Here is a 19303-nt window from a genome sequence, read left to right on the forward strand (position 1 = left end):
AACTACCCCTACATTTTTAATTGTCAAGGATTAATCTTCTTCGTGACCATCTTGGGGAAAGCGGATGATATCATCGTCACCGAGGTATTCACCATTTTGAATTTCAATCATCACCAGAGGAATCACACCTGGGTTTTCCACACGGTGAGGCGTATTCATGGGAACGTAGGTTGACTGTTTTTGCATCAAAATAGTTTCTTTGTCGTCGCAGATAACTTTCGCTGTACCCGAGACAACAACCCAATGTTCGCTGCGGTGATAGTGCATTTGGGTACTGATGTGGTGGCCAGGCTTGAGCTCAATGCGATTGATTTTATAACGCTCGCCAGCGTCGATGACTGTAACTTTGCCCCAGTAGCGGGTTTGGGTGCGAGTATCTATTGTTTCCATTGTTTCGACTGTTTCCATTGTTTTCCCCCTGCTGTTGGTGTCGCCAACGGTATCTGCTGTGAATATTTGTAGTTGAAGTTTAGCAGGAATTATGCACTATTTTATTTTTAGTCAGTTAAATTTCTGCTTGGACTGCTTGATCTAAACGATTAGTTTCACCTTTGGCATCTTTGAGTAAGTCATCCCAATTGTCTGGAGGGATGCCACTTTCAAGCATTTTTTTGAAAGTTCGATAAGCGTCTGTCTTACTGTCATAAGCTCGCTTAGAGTTCTCATCATTCACCCAGGCGAAAACAATAATTTTACCCTCTTGATGATATCGGAAAAACAGTCGGTACTGCTGAAAAAATTTAGCTCTAAACCAGTGCTTATAATCATCTCCGAGCGTATCACCCTGGCGATAATCACTACGTGTTGGATCTTGAGGAATAACATCAAATGCCAGCTTTGCTATGGCAGCTAGACGCTTTGTAGCATTTTTATGCTTGTAGTCTTGAGGATACTTCTGACGCAAATGTTCAACTTGCGTCAGAAGTTCTTCAAACTGGTTGAGGAAGAGAGGATGGGCAAATATATTCCACCCATTAATCACCAGCGGCTGATTTACAGACAAACTTATTCATCCTCATCCGAGAGTGGTGCATCAAGCTCAAGATCAATTTCAGAAACTAAGGACTGAACACGACTTACTAAATCAGAGCTAATTGCTTGTAAGTGGTGAGGATTCTGTTTCATATCTCGTGCCAGAAAATTCAGAAACAGTCCAAGTATCGGATCGCTTTCTGTCGGGTTAGCACGAGAAATGACTACTTGACCATCAGAGTCGATCGTATAGCAGATTTTATCACGCTTATTCAAGCCAAGGGCTTTACGAACTGGCTCAGGAACTGTAGTCTGATAGCGATCGGTCAGAGTAGACTCTGAGCATAGAGCTAGTATTGCAGCCATAGCAACCTCTAAATCTGGCGGTTCAAATCTATGGTAATGCAACTGCATTGTCTTGTCAAGAGGCTACGGGTTTAGCTGGTTCCCAGGCTCAAGCCTGGGAACCGAGATCCAGAGGCTCTGCCTCGCTTGGGGACAAAAACAGGAGGCAGAGCCTCATGGAAGGCATTCCCAGGCTCAAGCCTGGGAACCAGCAATCAAGCCTGGGAACAAGCAATCACTTATTCCCTAGGCTTTGAGCTTCCGACGGCGAATCAGCACGCTCATCACTTGCTGAGGATTAGCCGCACGCTGTACCGGACTCCAATCTCCCACTTCCGCAAAACCCAGTCGGTACAAAGTGAGTATCGTTTCCCTCACACCCTGGGGCGAACCTGTCACCGTTACACACACCACATCCTGTTCCGATACTGGTGCTGATTCGTCATTTGGGCACTCAGATTCGCGATCGTCAGGCAAAAATTCCTGTGACATATTATGTTCTCCTGGTTTTGGGTTTTCTAGAAAAACCCAAAAACCCAGCCGCCCCGCATTTCAACACATAGCAGGGCGGCTACAGAGAGTGTTAAGATACTCCGTTAGCCTCCAGACTGCTTGTCCCAGTTTGGCGGTTAGCTGTCCATTGCTGTTGTCGCAGCTTTGGGCGAAGCGAAGCGGAGGGAGTGCAACTAGATTTTCGGGCGACGACGTGGCTGCCTTCTCTACAAGCAAAAATTATCTACTTCTTCCTTCTTCTTTCTTCCTTCGTGTCCTTCGCGTCTTCGCGGTTAAATAATACTAATTCGCCGTCAATCGATTTTAACTTATTCATCAACAAAACTTACTTTCAAAGTTTCTGCGATGGTAAAAGGAGATTCCTTGGGGAAAAAGTTTAATTTAATCCCTGTTTCATCCGCAGCCTTCTGGCAAGCTTTTTCATAACAATTATCAAACACTTCTACAATCAGAGGTTGCAAACTTGGACTATCTTCTAGCAAGGATTCAATACAGATACGCTGTTCGGCGATGGTACTCCGCCAACTTTGGCTACGTTTTTCTGGCTGATATTCCCATTTGAGTAAGTGCATCAAAAGCACAATTAAACGATTTTTCAATTCTCGTTTTTCACTTCTGCCCATACTTTCGATTTCTTCAACTAAATTCGGAATATCTATTTGATTGAATTTGCCTTCTTTTAAATTTTGAGCAGTAGCTTCTATCCACAAACAAAAGTCTTGTTTGTAGAGATTATCTTCTGTTGTAATAGAGTGACCAATCATAATTAATTTCCTTTGAATCATCCTTTGTTTAAAGCCTGCTGTATGCTCACTGAGCGTAGTCGAAGTGTCCACTTCGACTACGCTCAGTCAACGCACTTCGACTACGCTCAGTCAACACACTTCGACTACGCTCAGTCAACGCAATTTTTTACTTACTCAACACGCCTTCGGGAATTCCCAAAATATCCTCAATCCGAGGCATATCTTCCAAAGCAATCACTCGCCCTTCATCCTCAAAACCAGCAATTTGATCGAAATTCAAATACCGATACAAATCGTCAGCAAAAGGATTAATCTTTTTCGCCACAATCTCCATGTATTCTTGGACTGTGGGAATTTTACCCAACAGCGAACAAACTGCGGCTAATTCCGCGGAACCAAGATAAACTTGCGCGTCTTTCCCCATGCGATTGTTGAAGTTGCGAGTAGATGTTGAAAACACCGTTGTGGCATCTTTGACTCGTGCTTGATTTCCCATGCAAAGACTGCAACCGGGCATTTCTGTGCGAGCTCCAGCGGCTCCAAAAATGCTGTAATAACCTTCTTCTTTGAGTTGTTGTTCGTCCATCCGAGTTGGGGGACAAATCCACAGGCGGGCTTTCACTTCCCCTGAACCTTCTAACACTTTCGCAGTGGCGCGGTAGTGACCGATATTTGTCATGCAGGAACCGACAAATACTTCATCAACCCGATCGCCCGCAACCTCACTTAACAACTTAACATTATCCGGGTCATTGGGAGCGGCTACAATCGGCTCTTTAATCTCATTCAAATCGATTTCAATGATTTCGACATATTCAGCATCAGCATCAGCCTCCAGCAACACCGGATTTGCCAACCATTCCTCCATCTTCGCCACCCGACGCATCATCGTCCGCGCATCTGCATAGCCCCGCGCCATCATATTTTTCAGCAGCGCCACATTGGAGCGAATGTACTCGGAAACAGTCTCAACGCTCAGTTTAATCGTGCATCCAGCACAAGAACGCTCGGCCGTCGCATCAGTCAATTCAAAAGCCTGCTCCACTTTCAAATCTGGCAAACCTTCAATCTCCATAATCCGCCCAGAAAAGACATTTTTCTTGTTCTGTTTCTCGACAGTTAGCAAGCCTTTTTGAATTGCTACATAGGGAATTGCATTCACAACATCCCGCAGGGTTACTCCCGGCTGCAATTCACCTTTGAATCTGACTAAAATCGATTCCGGCATATCCAAAGGCATGACACCCAAAGCAGCAGCAAAGGCCACCAATCCCGAACCCGCAGGAAAAGAAATTCCCAAGGGGAAACGAGTGTGAGAATCGCCGCCAGTTCCTACGGTATCTGGCAATAACATCCGGTTTAACCAGGAGTGAATAATGCCGTCTCCGGGACGCAAAGCTACGCCGCCTCGTTGAGCCATGAAATCGGGTAATTCATGGTGAGTTTTGACATCAACTGGTTTTGGATAGGCGGCGGTGTGACAAAAACTTTGGATTACCAAATCGGCGCTAAATCCTAAACAAGCTAGTTCTTTTAATTCGTCCCGCGTCATCGGGCCGGTGGTGTCTTGGGAACCGACTGTAGTCATCACTGGTTCGCAGGATGTACCGGGACGAACGCCGGACAAACCGCAAGCTTTACCGACCATTTTCTGCGCTAATGTAAAGCCTTTGTGGGTATCTACTGGGATGGTGGGGCGGGTGAAAATAGGGCTGATTTCTAGTCCTAAAGCGGCGCGGGTTTTGTCGGTTAAGGTGCGTCCAATTAATAGGGGAATTCGGCCACCGGCGCGAACTTCGTCTAGTATTGTGTCTGGTTTGAGGGTGAAGGTGGAGATGATTTCTCCGGCTTCGTTGGTGATTTCGCCTTTGTAGGGATGGATGGTAATTACCATGCCTGTTTCCATTTTGGCGACGTCGCATTCGATCGGCAATGCACCGGAATCTTCAGCGGTATTGAAGAAAATCGGGGCGATCGCACTTCCTAGAATATAACCGCCACTACGTTTGTTTGGCACAAATGGAATATCATTACCAATGTGCCACAGCACAGAATTAATCGCCGATTTCCGCGAGGAACCGGTGCCGACAACATCGCCAACGTAGGCTACCGGATGACCTTTTTGCTTCAATTCGGCAATGGTTTGCAGAGCACCGGGCATTTTACTTTCCAGCATCGCCAAAGCGTGCAGGGGAATGTCCGGGCGCGTGGTAGCCTGGGGGGCCGGCGACAAATCGTCGGTATTCGTCTCTCCCGGCACTTTAAACACCGTTACGGTGATGGCTTCGGCTAGTTGGGGGCGACTGGTAAACCACTCGGCATTAACCCAAGAGTCGATGACTTGTTTAGCATAGGGATTGACATCCGACAGGGCCAGGACATCGTGGAAAGCATCAAATACTAACAGAGTTTTGCTGAGGGCGCGGGCTGCGGTGGCGGGAATTGCTGTTTCGGCTGTGGGATTGAGCAAATCGATTAGGGAGTGGACGTTGTAGCCGCCCATCATTGTCCCTAGCAGGTAGACTGCCCATTTGGGGCTGATTAGGGGACTCTGGATTTCTCCTTTGGCGATGCTGGTCAAAAATCCTGCTTTGACGTAGGCTGCTTGGTCTACTCCGGGTGGCACGCGATCGCGCAATAATTCTACTAAGGTTTCTTCTTCGCCCGGTGGCGGATTTTTGAGCAATTCGCAAAGTTCGGAGGTTTGCTGAGCATCGAGGGGCAGTGGGGGAATTCCCAAGGCCGCTCGTGAAGCTGCGTGTTGGCGGTAAGATTCAAGCATTTCTGTCCTTCGTTGATTGTTTGCAGTTCAGTTTACTTTGAAAATGAGGAGCTTGTACTCATGATTGGACAAAGTATCCCACTCTATAAAAACTTAACGCAAGGGTAAAAAAAGTGGAGTTCAATACCAAAGACAAATATTCACCCAACTTGCCCGCCAGTCAAATTCAAAAATTTAGGGTATCGGAGCATCACTCTTTTTCGCCTCAAGTTGATTAATTACGCTTGTCTATGATATTGTAATATTAGGGTACTTCTTGCCGTATTTATACATAAGCTCAGTCTCCACTCCATAACTTAACAATCGCTTGAGCTAGTTTGTTTGTGAAAAAAGATACCTAATTATTAAAGTTAAATGACTCTGGGGCTAAACTAATCAAAAACAGTGGATTAGTTTAAACTGCAAGTGGGGTGAAAAATTCCTCACTTACTTACAGCGATTCCTCAAAAGGAAAAAAAACTAAATGTTATAATTTATAGGGTTTAGGGTGGGGTTGTTTCAGGATTCAGATAATGCTAGAGATCGGTGTCGATCGTCCGGGATCATCTAAAATCGCCAACTACCAAAAATTCATAGCCCTCGGTAAGAGGTAAAGGAGTCAGGTTTTGTGCAAAAAAGATTATTAGAATGGGTCAATCAAAAACTGGAAAGTTTGATCCCCGAACACTGTCAGAGTTGTGACTTTAAGTCGGAAGTCCGGGAAGCGCTGCAAGATACTCAAGAATTATTGCTGACGATCGCTGAGTCGATGCCGCTCCCTTTGGCGATTAGCAGTCTGGCTGACAGTACCATTCTTTATTGCAACGATTTGTGTGCTACTTCTTTCGGAATCAAACGCGCAGATTCGATCGAGCATCCAAAAGCCGAAACACTTTACAACAACCCCGCAGACCGCCAGAAATTACTGGAGGGACTAGCTCGCAATCAGCACGTCTCCGAGGCAGAAGTCTGCCTCAAAAAGGCGGACGGCACATTATTTTGGGCAACTGTCTCGATGCGCTACCTGACTTTGCATTCGGAACAAGCTGTTTTGTCCGTGTTCTGCGATATTACGGAGCGAAAGCGAGCCGAAGCTCTAGAACGCCAATTGCTGGCCTCTATTCATTGTCGCGCTCGTCAGCAAGTCGCTGTAGCTTACTTAGGTCATCTGGCGCTGGCGGAAACAGATTTGTTGGCGCTAATGGACAAAACTGGAGTGTTGATTGCCCAAACTTTGGATGTAGAATATTGTCAGTTTTTGGAACTATTGCCTTCAGGTCATGCTTTCCTGTTGCGATCGGGGTTTGGCTGGTCTGCCGAGCTTGTTGGTAGTGCTACTGTCACCGCTTCACCACGGTCTCAAGCTGGCTATACATTGTCCGTGGGGGAACCGATTATCGTCGCAGATTTGCGGGTGGAAACCAGGTTCAGTGAATCGCCACTGCTGCACAACCAGCAAATTGTCAGTGGTGTCACGGTGCTGGTTCCGGGAACTCCGGGTATGGCTAATACGAACTGGGGAGAATCCATTGAAGTCCCAAATACGACATCTCCTGTTTGGGGTGTTTTGGGGGTTCACAGCACTCAAGAGCGGGTTTTTAGCCAAGATGATGTCTATTTTATAGAGGCGATCGCCAATTTGTTAGCCGCGGCGATCGAGCGGATTCGATCGTCTGAACGCTTGCAAATGATGGAACGGGCCATGGAGAGTGCCACCAACGGCATTGCGATCGCGGATGCTACAGTTGCCGACAATCCGATTATTTATGTCAATCCCAGTTTTGAGCGGATCACAGGCTATAGCCGAGAGGAATTAATTGGTAAAAATTGCCGATTCTTACAGGGCAAAGGCACTAATCCAACCTCGGTCAAAAAAATCAAAAAATCTATTGAAGAAGGCAAAGAATGCCAAGTTATTTTGCGTAATTTTCGGAAAGATGGCACGCCTTTTTGGAACGAACTTTGTATTGCTCCGGTGTACAACTCGCGACGACACTTGACCCACTTTATAGGGGTTCAAACAGATGTCACAGACCGTCAAAAAGCCGAAGAAGAATTATACTCAAAATCTCAAGATCTAGCTACTTTTAGTGCCAATCTCAAACATTTACATCGAATTACCACCTATCATTATCAAAATTTTCAAGAACTGGTTGATGATTATCTAACCGCGGGGTGTTTGATTTTTGGTTTTTCTATTGGCATCATTGCTAAAGTCGAAAATCAAATTTTTATGATTAGGTCTGCCAAGACAGAATTAGAATTTTTAGCTCCCGGATTAGAATTAAAGCTGGAGGATACTTACTGTGACGCAGTGATTAAGTTCAAAAAAACAATGGCCTGTTCTCACATCAGAGAAATACTTGATAAGGACGATCATGTAATCTATCAAAAATTGGGTCTGGAATCCTACATCGGCACACCGATATTTGTAAATAATAAAATCTATGGTACTTTGAGTTTTTGTTCCCGAGAAGTCAGACATAAAAATTTTGCATCCCAGGAAAGAGAAATTATAGAATTGATGGCTCAAAGCCTGGGGAAATTTCTGGCGGCTCACAGCATGGAAATAGAACGCCAGCAAGCAGAAAAAGAGCGATCGGAGTTGATAGTATCTCTCCAAGAAAGTGAAGAACGCTACCGCCGTCTAGTGGAACTCTCTCCAGAAGCGATCGCCGTTCACTGTCAAGGCAAAATCGCCTATATCAACGCAGCGGGAGCAAAACTCCTCGGCGCTAGTTCTCCATCCGCCCTGATCGGCTTTCCGGTGTTGCATTTCGTTCATCCCAGCTATGTAGAAATCGCCAGAGAGCGGATTCGGAAAGTAGAGGAAGAAAATAGACCGATCGAACTGGCGGAAGAAAAATTGATGCGCCTAGATGGAACCATCATCGATGTGGAAGTGGCTGGTATACCCGCTACTTATCAAGGCTCAGCCGCAGCCCAAATTATCATCAGAGATGTCACCGAACGCAAACGAGTAGAACAGCAACTCCTGCACGATGCTTTTCACGACGCGCTGACAGGTTTGCCAAACCGCCTCTTATTTATCGATAGACTAGCACAAGCTATACAGCTCTCTCAATATTCTCCCGATTACAAATTTGCCGTCCTCTTCCTCGATTTAGACCGCTTCAAAGTAGTTAATGATTCTCTAGGACACATTCTCGGTGACAAACTGTTAATCGCTCTGGCCCAGCGACTTCAGGATTGCGTGCGCGTTACTGATACTGTCGCCCGACTTGGCGGAGACGAATTTACCATCCTCATAGACCGCATTCAAAACCTCAGCGACGCCACCCTAGCAGCTAACAGAATACAAAAAGAATTGACCATACCCTTTAACCTGGAAGGTCATGAAGTATTCACCAGCGCTAGCATTGGCATAGTTTTTAGTAGAGACGAAGTAGGAGCATTAGAAGAGGAAGATTTGAACGGTCAACAGAGTGCTTTGTATCACCATCCCGAAGAATTTCTGCGGGATGCCGACATTGCGATGTATCGCGCTAAAGCTTTGGGTAAGGCCCGCCATGAGGTGTTTAATTTGGCGATGCACGACCAAAGTATGTCACTGTTGCAGTTAGAAACTGACTTGCGATTGGCGATTTTTGGTAGGGAGGATTTAGGAAAAAATAAGGACGAAAGTTCCCATTTTATTGTTAACTATCAACCGATTATTTCCATCGGTACGGGTGCGATCGAGGGTTTTGAAGCTTTAGTACGGTGGCAGCACCCGGTTCGGGGTCTAGTGCCACCGTCTACTTTTATTCCGGTAGCTGAAGAAACTGGTTTGATTGTACCTCTGGGAGCTTGGGTGCTGCGGGAATCTTGTCGGCAATTGCGCCTTTGGCAAGAAATCTTAATTTCAATGAAGGAAGAAGGAAGAATCACCCCCCCCAGCCCCCCCCAAGGGGGGAAGGAAGAAGGAAGAATCACCCCCCCTCAAGGGGGGAAGGAAGAAGGAAGAATCACCCCCCCCAGCCCCCCCCAAGGGGGGAAGGAAGAAGAAAGAATCACCCCCCCTCAAGGGGGGAAGGAAGAAGGAAGAATCACCCCCCCCAGCCCCCCCCAAGGGGGGAAGGAAGAAGAAAGAATCACCCCCCCTCAAGGGGGGAAGGAAGAAGGAAGAATTACCCCCCCCAGCCCCCCCCAAGGGGGGAAGGAAGAAGAAAGAATCACCCCCCCCCAAGGGGGGAAGGAAGAAGGAAGAATTACCCCCCCCAGCCCCCCCCAAGGGGGGAAGGAAGAAGAAAGAATCACCCCCCCCCAAGGGGGGAAGGAAGAAGGAAGAATTACCCCCCCCAGCCCCCCCCAAGGGGGGAAGGAAGAAGGAAGAATCAGCCCTCCCCAAGGGGGGAAGGAAGAAGGAAGAAGGGGGAGAGGGGGAGATTGGGAGAGGGGAGAGAAGGCTACTAATGCCCAATTCCCAATGCCCAATTCCCAATGCCCAATTCCCGATGCCCGATGCCCCATTCCTAATTACCGATTACCAATAATTGACCCTTGGCAATTAACAATGAGTGTTAATCTGTCTCCAAAACAGTTAGGTATGCCCAATTTGTTGGATCAAATTGATGAAATTTTGGCAGAAACAGGCTGCGCTCCAAGTTGTTTAAAATTGGAGATTACTGAAAGCGCGATCGTGGAAAATGTGAAGAAAGCTAATACTGTGCTCTCTCAGTTGAAAGCTAAAAATATTCGGTTGTCGATCGACGATTTTGGTACGGGCTATTCGTCTTTGAGTTATTTGCACCGTTTTCCGTTGGATACCCTGAAGATCGATCGCTCTTTTGTAAGTCGTTTGGGAGCGACAAAAAATGGTGATGATGGAAGTCAGCATTTACAAATTGTGCGGGCGATTGTAACTTTGGCTCACAATTTGGGGCTGGAGGCGATCGCAGAAGGTGTGGAAACACCCGAACAGTTAGCACAGCTTCGAGAACTCGAATGCGAACTAGCTCAGGGATATTGGTTTTCTAAACCTTTGGATGGTGATTATATCACTGAAATGCTCAGACAGATTGAGTAGTTATGGACATGGGTGATTAACAATTAGTTTTCAGCGGAATCTCGATCGCAAATTCTGCACCTTTTCCTGGGGAAGAAGTGCATTGCAGGGAGCCGCCGTGTCTGTCGGTAATAATTTGGTAGCTAATGGACAAACCCATTCCAGTACCTTTACCAACAGCTTTCGTAGTAAAAAATGGGTCAAAGAGTCGATTCCGAACACTCTCTGGCATTCCCGCTCCATTGTCAGCAATCCGAATGATTACGCGATCGGGTTTGGACATTTCTGTTTTAATGGAGATGATACTAGGATTTTGGCGCATTTCGTCAGTAGAACGGCCCAAATCTCGTTCTTCCAAAGCATCTAAAGCATTGCTCAAAACATTCATAAATACTTGATTTAACTGTCCCGCATAACATTCAACCAAAGGCAAGTTAGCGTATTCTTTAATCACCGGAATCTCTGGATGATTGTGTTTAGCTTTAAGTCGGTGCTGCAAGATCATCAAAGTGCTATCTATGCCTTCATGAATGTTGACTGCTTTCATTTCCGCTTCGTCCATGCGAGAAAATGTGCGGAGAGAAGCAACTATTTGTTGAATGCGATCGGCACCGACTTTCATCGATGTCAGCAATTTAGGCAAATCTTCCATGAGAAAATCAAGTTCAATATTTTCTACTTCTTCTTGAATTTCTGGCACTGGTTCGGGATAGTGGTTTTGGTAAAGTTCGATCAGGTGCAGTATGTCTTGGGTATATTCGTTAGCATGGCTAAGGTTGCCGTAAATAAAGTTAACTGGGTTGTTAATCTCGTGGGCGACCCCCGCAACTAACTGACCGAGGGAGGACATTTTTTCGCTTTGAACTAACTGCGATTGAGCGCTAGTTAATTTATCCAATGTGTGTTCTAATTCGCGAGCTTTATTGAGAGTTTGAGTGTAAAGATCTGCTTGATTGAGGGCGATCGCCAATTGAACTGTAATTGCTTGCAATAATTCTACTTCGCTATCACTCCAGGGGCGGACAGCAGCGGAGTGGGCGCAGGTAACAACGCTCACAACTCCCGAAAGTGCCTGCATCGGAATTGCCAACACAGATTGGTAGCCCATAGAGCTAAGAGACTTTATCCAAACAGGGTCTTTTAGTGTTCCGATATCATCGATTTGCAGCGTTTCTAGACGCAACATCTGTTCTCCTAAAGTGCCGAATTCTGAAGCTTTATAGTAACCTCTTAAATCAGGAAGATCTCTGCTGCGAGATTCTTGAAGAATTTCCCAGAAAGGCTCTGATTGTTCGCTGCGATACCAGGCAAAATAGCAGCGATCGATCTGCATGAAAGCACGAATTTCTTGGACTGCGACAGTAATGATGTTGTCAAAGTCGAGGGAATTGCGGATTTGAGTTGTGAGGCTGTTGAGCAATTTTTCTCGCTCTGCTTGCTGCTTGAGTGTGGCGGAAGAGCGCCTCAAAGTAAGTTCTGCTAGCTTGCGATCGGTAACATCTTCGGTAATTGCTAATAAATATTCTGGCTGACCATAGGCATCGACAATTGCGGTTTTTTTAGTATGAAATATCCGCGAGGCTCCTGTAGCTATTTCAATTTCTTCTTCCTCGATATCTACAAGTAGTCTGTTGTTGAGAACTTCCCGGTCTTTGCTCATAAAAGTTTGGGCTTGTTCTGTGGGGAAAAAGTCAAAATCATTTTTGCCTATAACTTGTGTGGCGGAAAAACCGAATAAGTGTTCGGCCGCTGGATTCCACAGTACAAATCGTAAGTCTGTGGCTGATTTGGCAACTACTCCTACTGGTATGGTTTGGAGCACAGATTCCATGAATTTTTGGGTGCGTTGCAATTCGGCTTCTGCCAGTTTGCGATCGCTAATATCTCGGACGTTGGCAATGATGCTAACATTGCCGTTGAGATTAATTTGAGACAAGGCTATTTCTGCATCAAACGTTGAATTGTCCTGGGGACGCCTAGCTTTCCATTCAATGCGAGCTGTTTCTCCTGCTATTACCCTTTGCCAAATTTCGGCAAATTCTGCAAAGGGGTTTTCGGCCGTGGAATAGTCATTTTTAAATGATAATTTGGTGGCTTGGGAGGCGCTAACTCCATACATTTCTAACATTCGATTATTGACATCTAGAATGTTTCCTTCTAAATCGTGAATGAAGATAGCATCGTAGACATTGTTAAATATAGTTCGGAGGTTTTGTTCGGAGATTTGGACGGCTGCTTCAGCATTTTTGCGATCGCTAATTTCCAGTTCTAACTGGGCCACTGCTTGCCACAATTCGGCTGTGCGTTCGCTCACCCTGTCTTCCAACTCGGCTGCTGCTTGTCGCAGGGCTGCTTCAGCGTTTTTGCGATCGGTAATGTCGATCGCCGTACCGAACAATTTTACTACTTTGCCATGAGCATCGGTTTCGGCTCTGCCCAGGGCGTTCAGGTGTCTCAAGCTACCGTTGGGGCGGTAAACACGGAAGTCAAAATCAAAGGGGATGCCGAAGTCAACTCCCCGCTGTATTTCGGTTTCCCACAATTCCACATCTTCTGGATGGATCAGAGCGACTTGTTGTGCTCTGGTGGGTGCTGTGGCGGCCGGTTCGAGTCCGAAGATGCGGAAAAGTTCCTCAGACCAAGTGACTTTTCCGGTGGCTGCATCGAGTTCCCAATTGCCGAGGTGGGCGAGTGTCTGGGCTTCTTCTAGCTGGCGCTGGCTTTCGCGGATGGCGGTTTCGGCTAGTTTGCGATCGGTGATATCGAGCAAAACGCCGCAAAATACGATTTCGCCATTTTCGATGCGGGTGGGCATGGAGTCACCCTGCCACCAGCGGATCTCGCCGTCGGGCTTGACTAATCGTCCTTCGTAGTGCCATAGGGAAAGGTTTTCTACGGCTGCGGTGACGGAAGCGAGGTAGCCTGGGGAGTCATCTGGGTGGATGCGAGATATGAATCTATTCATATCTCGCATCATTTCTGTTGCTGTCACACCGCTGATATCGAAGATGCGATCGCTCATGTAGTCAACCTGCCAAACTCCGTTGTGGCTGCAAAACTGGAACAAAGCTCCGGGGAGGGTGGCTGCGATGGTTCTAAATCTGGCTTCGCTGGCACTGAGGGCTGCAAAAGTCTGTTGCAATTCGGCAGTGCGGGCTTCTACTCTGCGCTCTAGCTCTGCGTTGGCGTGTTGCAAGGCTGCTTCTGCGCGCTTGCGAGCGGTAATGTCGGTAGCCGTGCCTGTGATGCCGAGGATGTTTCCTGTGTCATCGTACAGGGCGATCGCATTGAACATCAGGTTTTTGAGGCTGCCGTCTTTGGCAATCTGCACACTCTCGTGCCGTACCACAATGGATTCTCCTGTCATCAAGCGGGCGAAAGCTTCTAAATCTTTCGGAAGTTGTTCTGGGACTACAAAGTCGGAGAAAGGTCTACCAAGCATTTCTTCTGGTTCGTAACCGTAGATGTATTTAACTGCTGGGTTGACGAAAGTAAAGCAACCTTGGGTATCCACTGACCAAATCATGTCTTGGGAAGTTTCTACTAGGCGACGGTATTGGGTTTCGCTAGCTTTAACGGCTTCTTCTGCTAGTTTGCGTTCCGTCATGTCGCGGGAGACACCGACTGTCATTGTAATCTCACCTTCTGCGTTGCGAATCGGTGTTTTTACTGTACTAAACAGTCGCACTTCTCCATCGTGTCGCGTGACCGGTTCTTCGGAAATTTGGAGAGTTTGTCCGGTTTCAAATACGAAGGTGTCATCTTTAATATATTGGAGAGTATAGTCAGGAGTATTGAAAGGTGTGTCTACAATCCCTGCTAGTTCTTCTTCACTCATGCCGTAATAGTCGCGGAATGCTTGATTAGCCCAGAGGATTTTTGATTCAGGGCCTTTCACTAATACCATGTCGCCGATCGAGTCGAGGATTTGGTGATATCTTGTTTCGCTTTCGCGTAGTTGTTGCTGGGTGCGATCGATTTCTACTAATTGTTGCTGAGTTTGCGAGTGTAGTCCGGCTTGGTAGATGGCGATCGCTAAGTGTTCTCCTATTTGCTTGGCAAATTCGATTTCATCTTCTTGCCAATCACGGGGTTGGCCACACTGGTGAATGCACAGCAATCCCCACAAATGCTGCCCTTGCAGGAGTGGTACGACTAAGTTAGCTCGGATTTGAAATCGTTTGAGAATTTTCAGGTGACAAGGACTCAATCGCGCTTGATAGATATCACGGACAGCTTGAACGTAGCCTTTTTCGTAGTTGGCGGCAAATTGTTCTCCGAAGCAGCGATCGTGAACTTGTGCGCCTAGGGAGGGGCTGTATTGGGGTAGTACGTCTTCGGATACTATTTCGCCGTCGTTCCATTGGGAGTCGGGGATGAAGCGATAAATCGCGACGCGATCGGCATTTAGGAGTTGCCGGACTTCTGTGCTTGTGGTGTTGAATATTGTTTCTAAGTCTAGGGATTCGCGAATTTTGCCAATAACTCCCATCAGGGCTTGTAGCTTTTTGAACCAGGTTTGAGACTGCATTTCTCTTTCTAGATGAATTAACTTCATCCGCAAGCTGGTTACTTCGTGATACAGGTATTGATGAAACATATAGTATCTCTTTAGTTATTGTGTGGTTTGGTATAGATTTAGCGGACACCCCAATTAGCGATGTGTTGAGTTGAGTTTGGTAAATAGTTGGACTTCATAGCAAATTCTGTTGATTTTCCGGTAACTTGCCAGTAATTATACTGACTTTGCTAAGTATTATTTTTGACAAGATTTCTACCTGCGTAGTTTTTTACCTTTAGTGATTGATTTTGGCGTCGATAATTTGGTAAGGTATCAATGGTATTTAATTTTATATTTTACTTGTTTTCACATTTTTTACCATCTGTGTTTGTTTTAATTATCACATTCCTCTGATGACTGCAAACTTAATTGGCTATCTTCCTGACGGCGATAATAAATATTATTTACGGAGCGTCTTCTCTAAAATTTATGGGAATTGAGCCGATGGCGTTTGAGCGAATTTTCCCTGTTAGATAGTCAGCCTAGAATAAGCAATAAGCAATCCCATCAAGGATTTTAGCAATTAACAAACTCCTGAGCGCATCGGGGGTTTCTATCTTTAACTATTATATAGCGGCTCTCTAGTAGTTATGGTGATAATGCTTATAACTTAGCAAAATCTAGGGTTTCTGCTTTCATAATTAAGGGATTTAGTATCAATTGCTATGTATTGCACTAAATATCCGAGAGAGCCGCTTTTTTCAGAAAAATTTAGGCTTTTAATCAGAATGATTCAAGATAGCCTTTGCTTCTTGAATACTTTGCCAAACTAATTTGCTGCATTCCATAAAAGCAGCTCTTTCAGTATCACTCAGAGCGAGTTCTATCACCTGTTCCACACCCTGATATCCCAAGCGACAGGGAACACCTAAAAACATATCTTGTACGCCGTATTGACCCTGCAAATAAACGCAGCAAGGCAGTATTCTAGACTGATTCAATAGGATTGATTCTATCATGACACAGACAGAAGATGCTGGTGCAAAATAGGCACTAGAAGTCTTCATCAAGGTGACGATTTCTGCGCCTCCGTGACGTGTCCGATCGACTAAACGAGCGATCGTCCCTGCATCCATAAGTTGACTAATGGGAATACCATTGACTGTAGAATAGCGGGGTAAAGGAACCATCAAATCTCCATGAGAACCCAGGACGGTGGCATTCACTTCAGCAATAGAAATACCCAATTCCATGGCAATAAAAGTTTGGAAGCGGGATGAGTCGAGAATTCCTGCCATACCCATGACTCGGTGTTTTGGTAAACCGGTAGCTTCCAGGGCTAAATAGGTCATGACATCGAGGGGATTGGTGACTACGATTAAGATTGCTTCGGGGGAATAGGCGATCGCCTTTTGTGCGGCTTCAGTAACAATTTTAGCATTGATTTTAATTAAATCTTCGCGATTAATACCGGGCTTGCGTGGTATACCTGCGGTAATGACGATGATGTTTGAGTTAGCAGTATCAGCATAGTGGTTTGTACCGATAATTTGGCGATCGTGTCGTTCTACACCCCTTGCTTGCATCAAATCCAAAGCTACACCCTGGGGCCAACCTTCCACAATATCTAGCAATACCACATCAGCCAGATTTTTTTCAGCTATCCGCTGGGCTAAGGTACTGCCAACTTTCCCTGCACCAATAATTGAGACGCGAGTTGATGGACAATTTGAGGTACTGGAATTGATAGAAGTCATTCTATTTTAGATTTGAGATTTTGGATGTTAGATTGGGAATTTTTACTCGTTCCCAGGCTCTACCTGGGAACGCAGATCGGTCGGCTCTGCCTCCAATTTCCCAAGCGAGGCAGAGCCTCTGGGCATGGTTTCCCAGGCAGAGCCTGGGAACCAGTTAAAGTTAGTTGAAATCTTCGAGTTGGTCTACCCGGAGCCAAATATTGGGGGTAGGGACTTTGCCAAATTTGACGAAGGCATAGTCACCACGAACATCGAGCACTTCACCCTTAGTTTCAAATATATAGGAGGAAAAGCGTCGATCGCTGGCTTTTGCTTCCAAACTATTTTCCAATTTTTCGCGTAGGGCGCGGACTATGCTGCCTTTTTTAATTGCCATGACTTGCTTTGTTTAGTTTAAAAAACTATACAAATTTTAATCTAGATTTGTCTTGATAGCACTTTTTTCTGTGGACTACGGACTAATGACTACGGACTAATGACTATGTTTGACAAACGGGGCAGAAATGAGTCGATCGCCCTGCTAATTTTATCCGTTCGATCGGTATGGAGCAAGCGCGACAAGGTTGGCCTTTACGGTTATATACCCAAGCAACACCCCCATAGTTGCCATTGACGCCTTGGACGTTGAGAAAATTGCTGAAAGTAGTGCCACCAGATGCGATCGCCTTTTGCAAAACTTGAATAATAGCTGCATGGAGACGCCCAATTTGGTCTGCTGTCAAATCAGCGCACAGAGTTGTGGGCAAAACCCCGGACACAAACAAAGCTTCATCAGCGTAAATATTGCCCAAACCCGCCACCAGAGACTGGTCTAGCAATGCTGTTTTAATTGGTCGCGCCCGTCGGTGTAGCTTGTGGGCGAAATATGCTGTGGAAAATTCTGCTGAAAATGGTTCCGGACCCAACACTTTCAGGCCAGTGACAACGCTGGAAACCTCTGTTTCTGAAGGTACATACCACATTTGCCCGAAGGTGCGTTGATCTACAAACCGCAATTCTTGGTTTCCCTCAAGGAACAACCTGACTCGCGTGTGTTTTGGTAGCGGTTCCGATTGATTCACCCACAGAAGTTGGCCTGTCATCCGCAGATGCACGCCCAACCAGCCAAATTGGGAAGAAGCAAGTGGGAAGAACCCCCCCCTACCCCCCCCTTGGGGGGAAACAAGAAGGGAAGAAGGAAGAAGGGAAGAGTTTGGAGTTTGGGCCCGAAATTCTCCCACTCTCCCCCTCTCCCCCTGTCCCCCTCTCCCTTTCTCCCTTTCTCCTTCTGAGAATTGAGATAGTTCTGCCAGGAGGTATTTGCCGCGCCTGTACCACCGCTCGATCGACTTTCCTTTGAGTTTTGTCAAAAAATCGCTCGCAGACATAGAGCGGGCGATCGAGCTGGCTAACAGCACGTCTCCGCCCAAAATTGCTCGATCGAGGGTGAGATGATTGAGCCCCCGGCAAATAGTTTCTACTTCTGGCAGTTCTGGCACAATTAGCGCTCTTGAGTCTAGTTATTTGGTTAGCCTTCTTTAGGAGCGCCGTCGGCTGGTTTGGCTGCTGCTTTTGCTGCTGGTGCTTTTCCTGCGGCTGGTGCTGCTGGTGCTTTGGCTTTGGCTTTGGGGGCTGACACTTCGATTAATTCGCTTTGGGCGAAGTTGTTGGTGTTGACGCCTGCATAATTTACGGTGCTAAAGCGAACGATAACTGGGTATTTAATGCCGCTTTGGTCTACCGTAGCAACGGTGCCCACTTCTTGAAACCAATAGGATTCTTTGCGGAGAATCCGAACTGTAGAACCGCGTTGAACCATGAGCTTTGTTTCCTTTGCGATAAATAAACGGATAAAGCCATTTTTTTCACTTTAGTCGATCGCGCGACGCATTTAAAGTCTGTCAGGAAATTTTTGTTTTATACGGTGTTTTTTGTGGTTATTTGTAAAGAAAGGTAAACTTTTTTTGGTGCGATCTGTGGGTAGCTAAAAATAAATAACCTCATATTATCTATCAAATGACAACTGTGCGATCGGGTTGATAAAAAAGTTTACAAATCGGAGAGTGCGACAGGTGCATGGATCTTTGGCGCTAGTAGTGCCGGCCGCCAGGGATTGAAAACCCCTGTCTCACAGCTAAAGCCGTCTAAAGACAACTGAATACAATTGTATTTTTGGTCGGGCAGGATAACCCGCCCTGGAAAGGGTGACTTAGTTAGTCCGAAATTAACCTTTCATTAAATTTTCTAATTTATCAACCATCTTCTCGACAATTCCCTCGGAAGTAGATGTGGCGGATGCTTCCGCTTCAATCCGCTTGACAGCCTCCTCTGGAAGATTGAGTAATTGCACTAATTTTTGATACGCTGCTGCTTCTTCAGCATTAATTTTTGGTTCATCGGGCGTCCGGGCACTAGATGCAATCACCTCATAACCTAGTTGCAGCACCAATTCTTTTTCTTCCTGACTTTGTAGTTGACAAATCAACTCCTCTAGAGGAATATTTTGCATCACATAGTCGCGGAGTTCTTGTTGCAATTGTTGACCATCGACATCGGCGACAAATAAACTGCAAAAGCGATCGAGCATTAAATTGACTTCTTCTGTTGCTAATTCTCCGTCAGCCCAGGCCATAGATGCAACTATTCTTAACAGGTTCATCTGGCGGGGTGTAATGGATGGAGGAGGTGGGGTTTGCATAAAAAGTTTGTTATTGGTTATGG

13 protein-coding genes are annotated in these 19303 nt (G+C 46.1%); 1 reads left to right on the forward strand and 12 read right to left on the reverse strand.

Annotated elements, in window-relative coordinates:
* Positions 1 to 30 precede the first annotated feature (30 nt).
* The 6 genes from P2A85_RS06310 to acnB form a co-directional block, all read right to left on the reverse strand.
* On the reverse strand, positions 31 to 408 hold the full coding sequence (locus tag P2A85_RS06310; protein WP_377478138.1) for a cupin domain-containing protein: 378 nt from the start codon (positions 406 to 408) through the stop codon (positions 31 to 33).
* A 97-nt stretch (positions 409 to 505) separates the two neighbouring features.
* Entirely contained in the window at positions 506 to 1003 is a 498-nt protein-coding gene (locus P2A85_RS06315) for a type II toxin-antitoxin system YhaV family toxin (RefSeq protein ID WP_377478139.1), read from the reverse strand.
* Positions 1004 to 1005: 2 nt separating this feature from the next.
* Positions 1006 to 1338, reverse strand: coding sequence for a type II toxin-antitoxin system PrlF family antitoxin (locus P2A85_RS06320; RefSeq protein ID WP_377478141.1), 333 nt, complete (start codon positions 1336 to 1338; stop codon positions 1006 to 1008).
* Between the two features lie 225 nt (positions 1339 to 1563).
* Entirely contained in the window at positions 1564 to 1809 is a 246-nt protein-coding gene (locus P2A85_RS06325) for a hypothetical protein (protein WP_377478142.1), read from the reverse strand.
* A 329-nt stretch (positions 1810 to 2138) separates the two neighbouring features.
* Positions 2139 to 2594, reverse strand: coding sequence for a DUF29 domain-containing protein (locus tag P2A85_RS06330; protein ID WP_377478143.1), 456 nt, complete (start codon positions 2592 to 2594; stop codon positions 2139 to 2141).
* Between the two features lie 148 nt (positions 2595 to 2742).
* Positions 2743 to 5358 carry a bifunctional aconitate hydratase 2/2-methylisocitrate dehydratase gene (gene acnB, locus P2A85_RS06335; RefSeq protein WP_377478144.1) on the reverse strand — a complete coding sequence of 872 codons (2616 nt, stop codon included), beginning with the start codon at positions 5356 to 5358 and terminating at the stop codon, positions 2743 to 2745.
* A 607-nt stretch (positions 5359 to 5965) separates the two neighbouring features.
* Between acnB and P2A85_RS06340 the strand changes: the two genes are divergently transcribed.
* A complete protein-coding gene (locus P2A85_RS06340; protein WP_377478146.1) occupies positions 5966 to 10366 on the forward strand; it encodes an EAL domain-containing protein in 4401 nt (1466 codons plus the stop codon).
* Positions 10367 to 10382: 16 nt separating this feature from the next.
* Here P2A85_RS06340 and P2A85_RS06345 read toward each other — a convergent pair whose 3' ends face one another.
* The 6 genes from P2A85_RS06345 to P2A85_RS06370 form a co-directional block, all read right to left on the reverse strand.
* Complete coding sequence (locus P2A85_RS06345) at positions 10383 to 14945, reverse strand: PAS domain S-box protein (RefSeq protein WP_377478148.1); 4563 nt, start codon at positions 14943 to 14945, stop codon at positions 10383 to 10385.
* 680 nt (positions 14946 to 15625) lie between these two features.
* A complete protein-coding gene (gene mdh, locus P2A85_RS06350) occupies positions 15626 to 16603 on the reverse strand; it encodes a malate dehydrogenase (RefSeq protein ID WP_340522849.1) in 978 nt (325 codons plus the stop codon).
* 160 nt (positions 16604 to 16763) lie between these two features.
* Positions 16764 to 16979: an NAD(P)H-quinone oxidoreductase subunit O gene (locus tag P2A85_RS06355; protein WP_340522847.1), complete on the reverse strand. Its 216-nt coding sequence runs from the start codon at positions 16977 to 16979 to the stop codon at positions 16764 to 16766.
* A 103-nt stretch (positions 16980 to 17082) separates the two neighbouring features.
* A complete protein-coding gene (locus tag P2A85_RS06360) occupies positions 17083 to 18081 on the reverse strand; it encodes a DNA-formamidopyrimidine glycosylase (protein WP_377478150.1) in 999 nt (332 codons plus the stop codon).
* Between the two features lie 29 nt (positions 18082 to 18110).
* Entirely contained in the window at positions 18111 to 18401 is a 291-nt protein-coding gene (locus tag P2A85_RS06365) for a photosystem I reaction center subunit IV (protein ID WP_377478152.1), read from the reverse strand.
* A 405-nt stretch (positions 18402 to 18806) separates the two neighbouring features.
* Positions 18807 to 19280: a TerB family tellurite resistance protein gene (locus tag P2A85_RS06370; RefSeq protein ID WP_377478154.1), complete on the reverse strand. Its 474-nt coding sequence runs from the start codon at positions 19278 to 19280 to the stop codon at positions 18807 to 18809.
* Positions 19281 to 19303: the final 23 nt, after the last annotated feature.

It is taken from the genome of Microcoleus anatoxicus (assembly GCF_042465725.1).
Taxonomy (GTDB): Bacteria; Cyanobacteriota; Cyanobacteriia; order Cyanobacteriales; family Microcoleaceae; genus Microcoleus; species Microcoleus anatoxicus.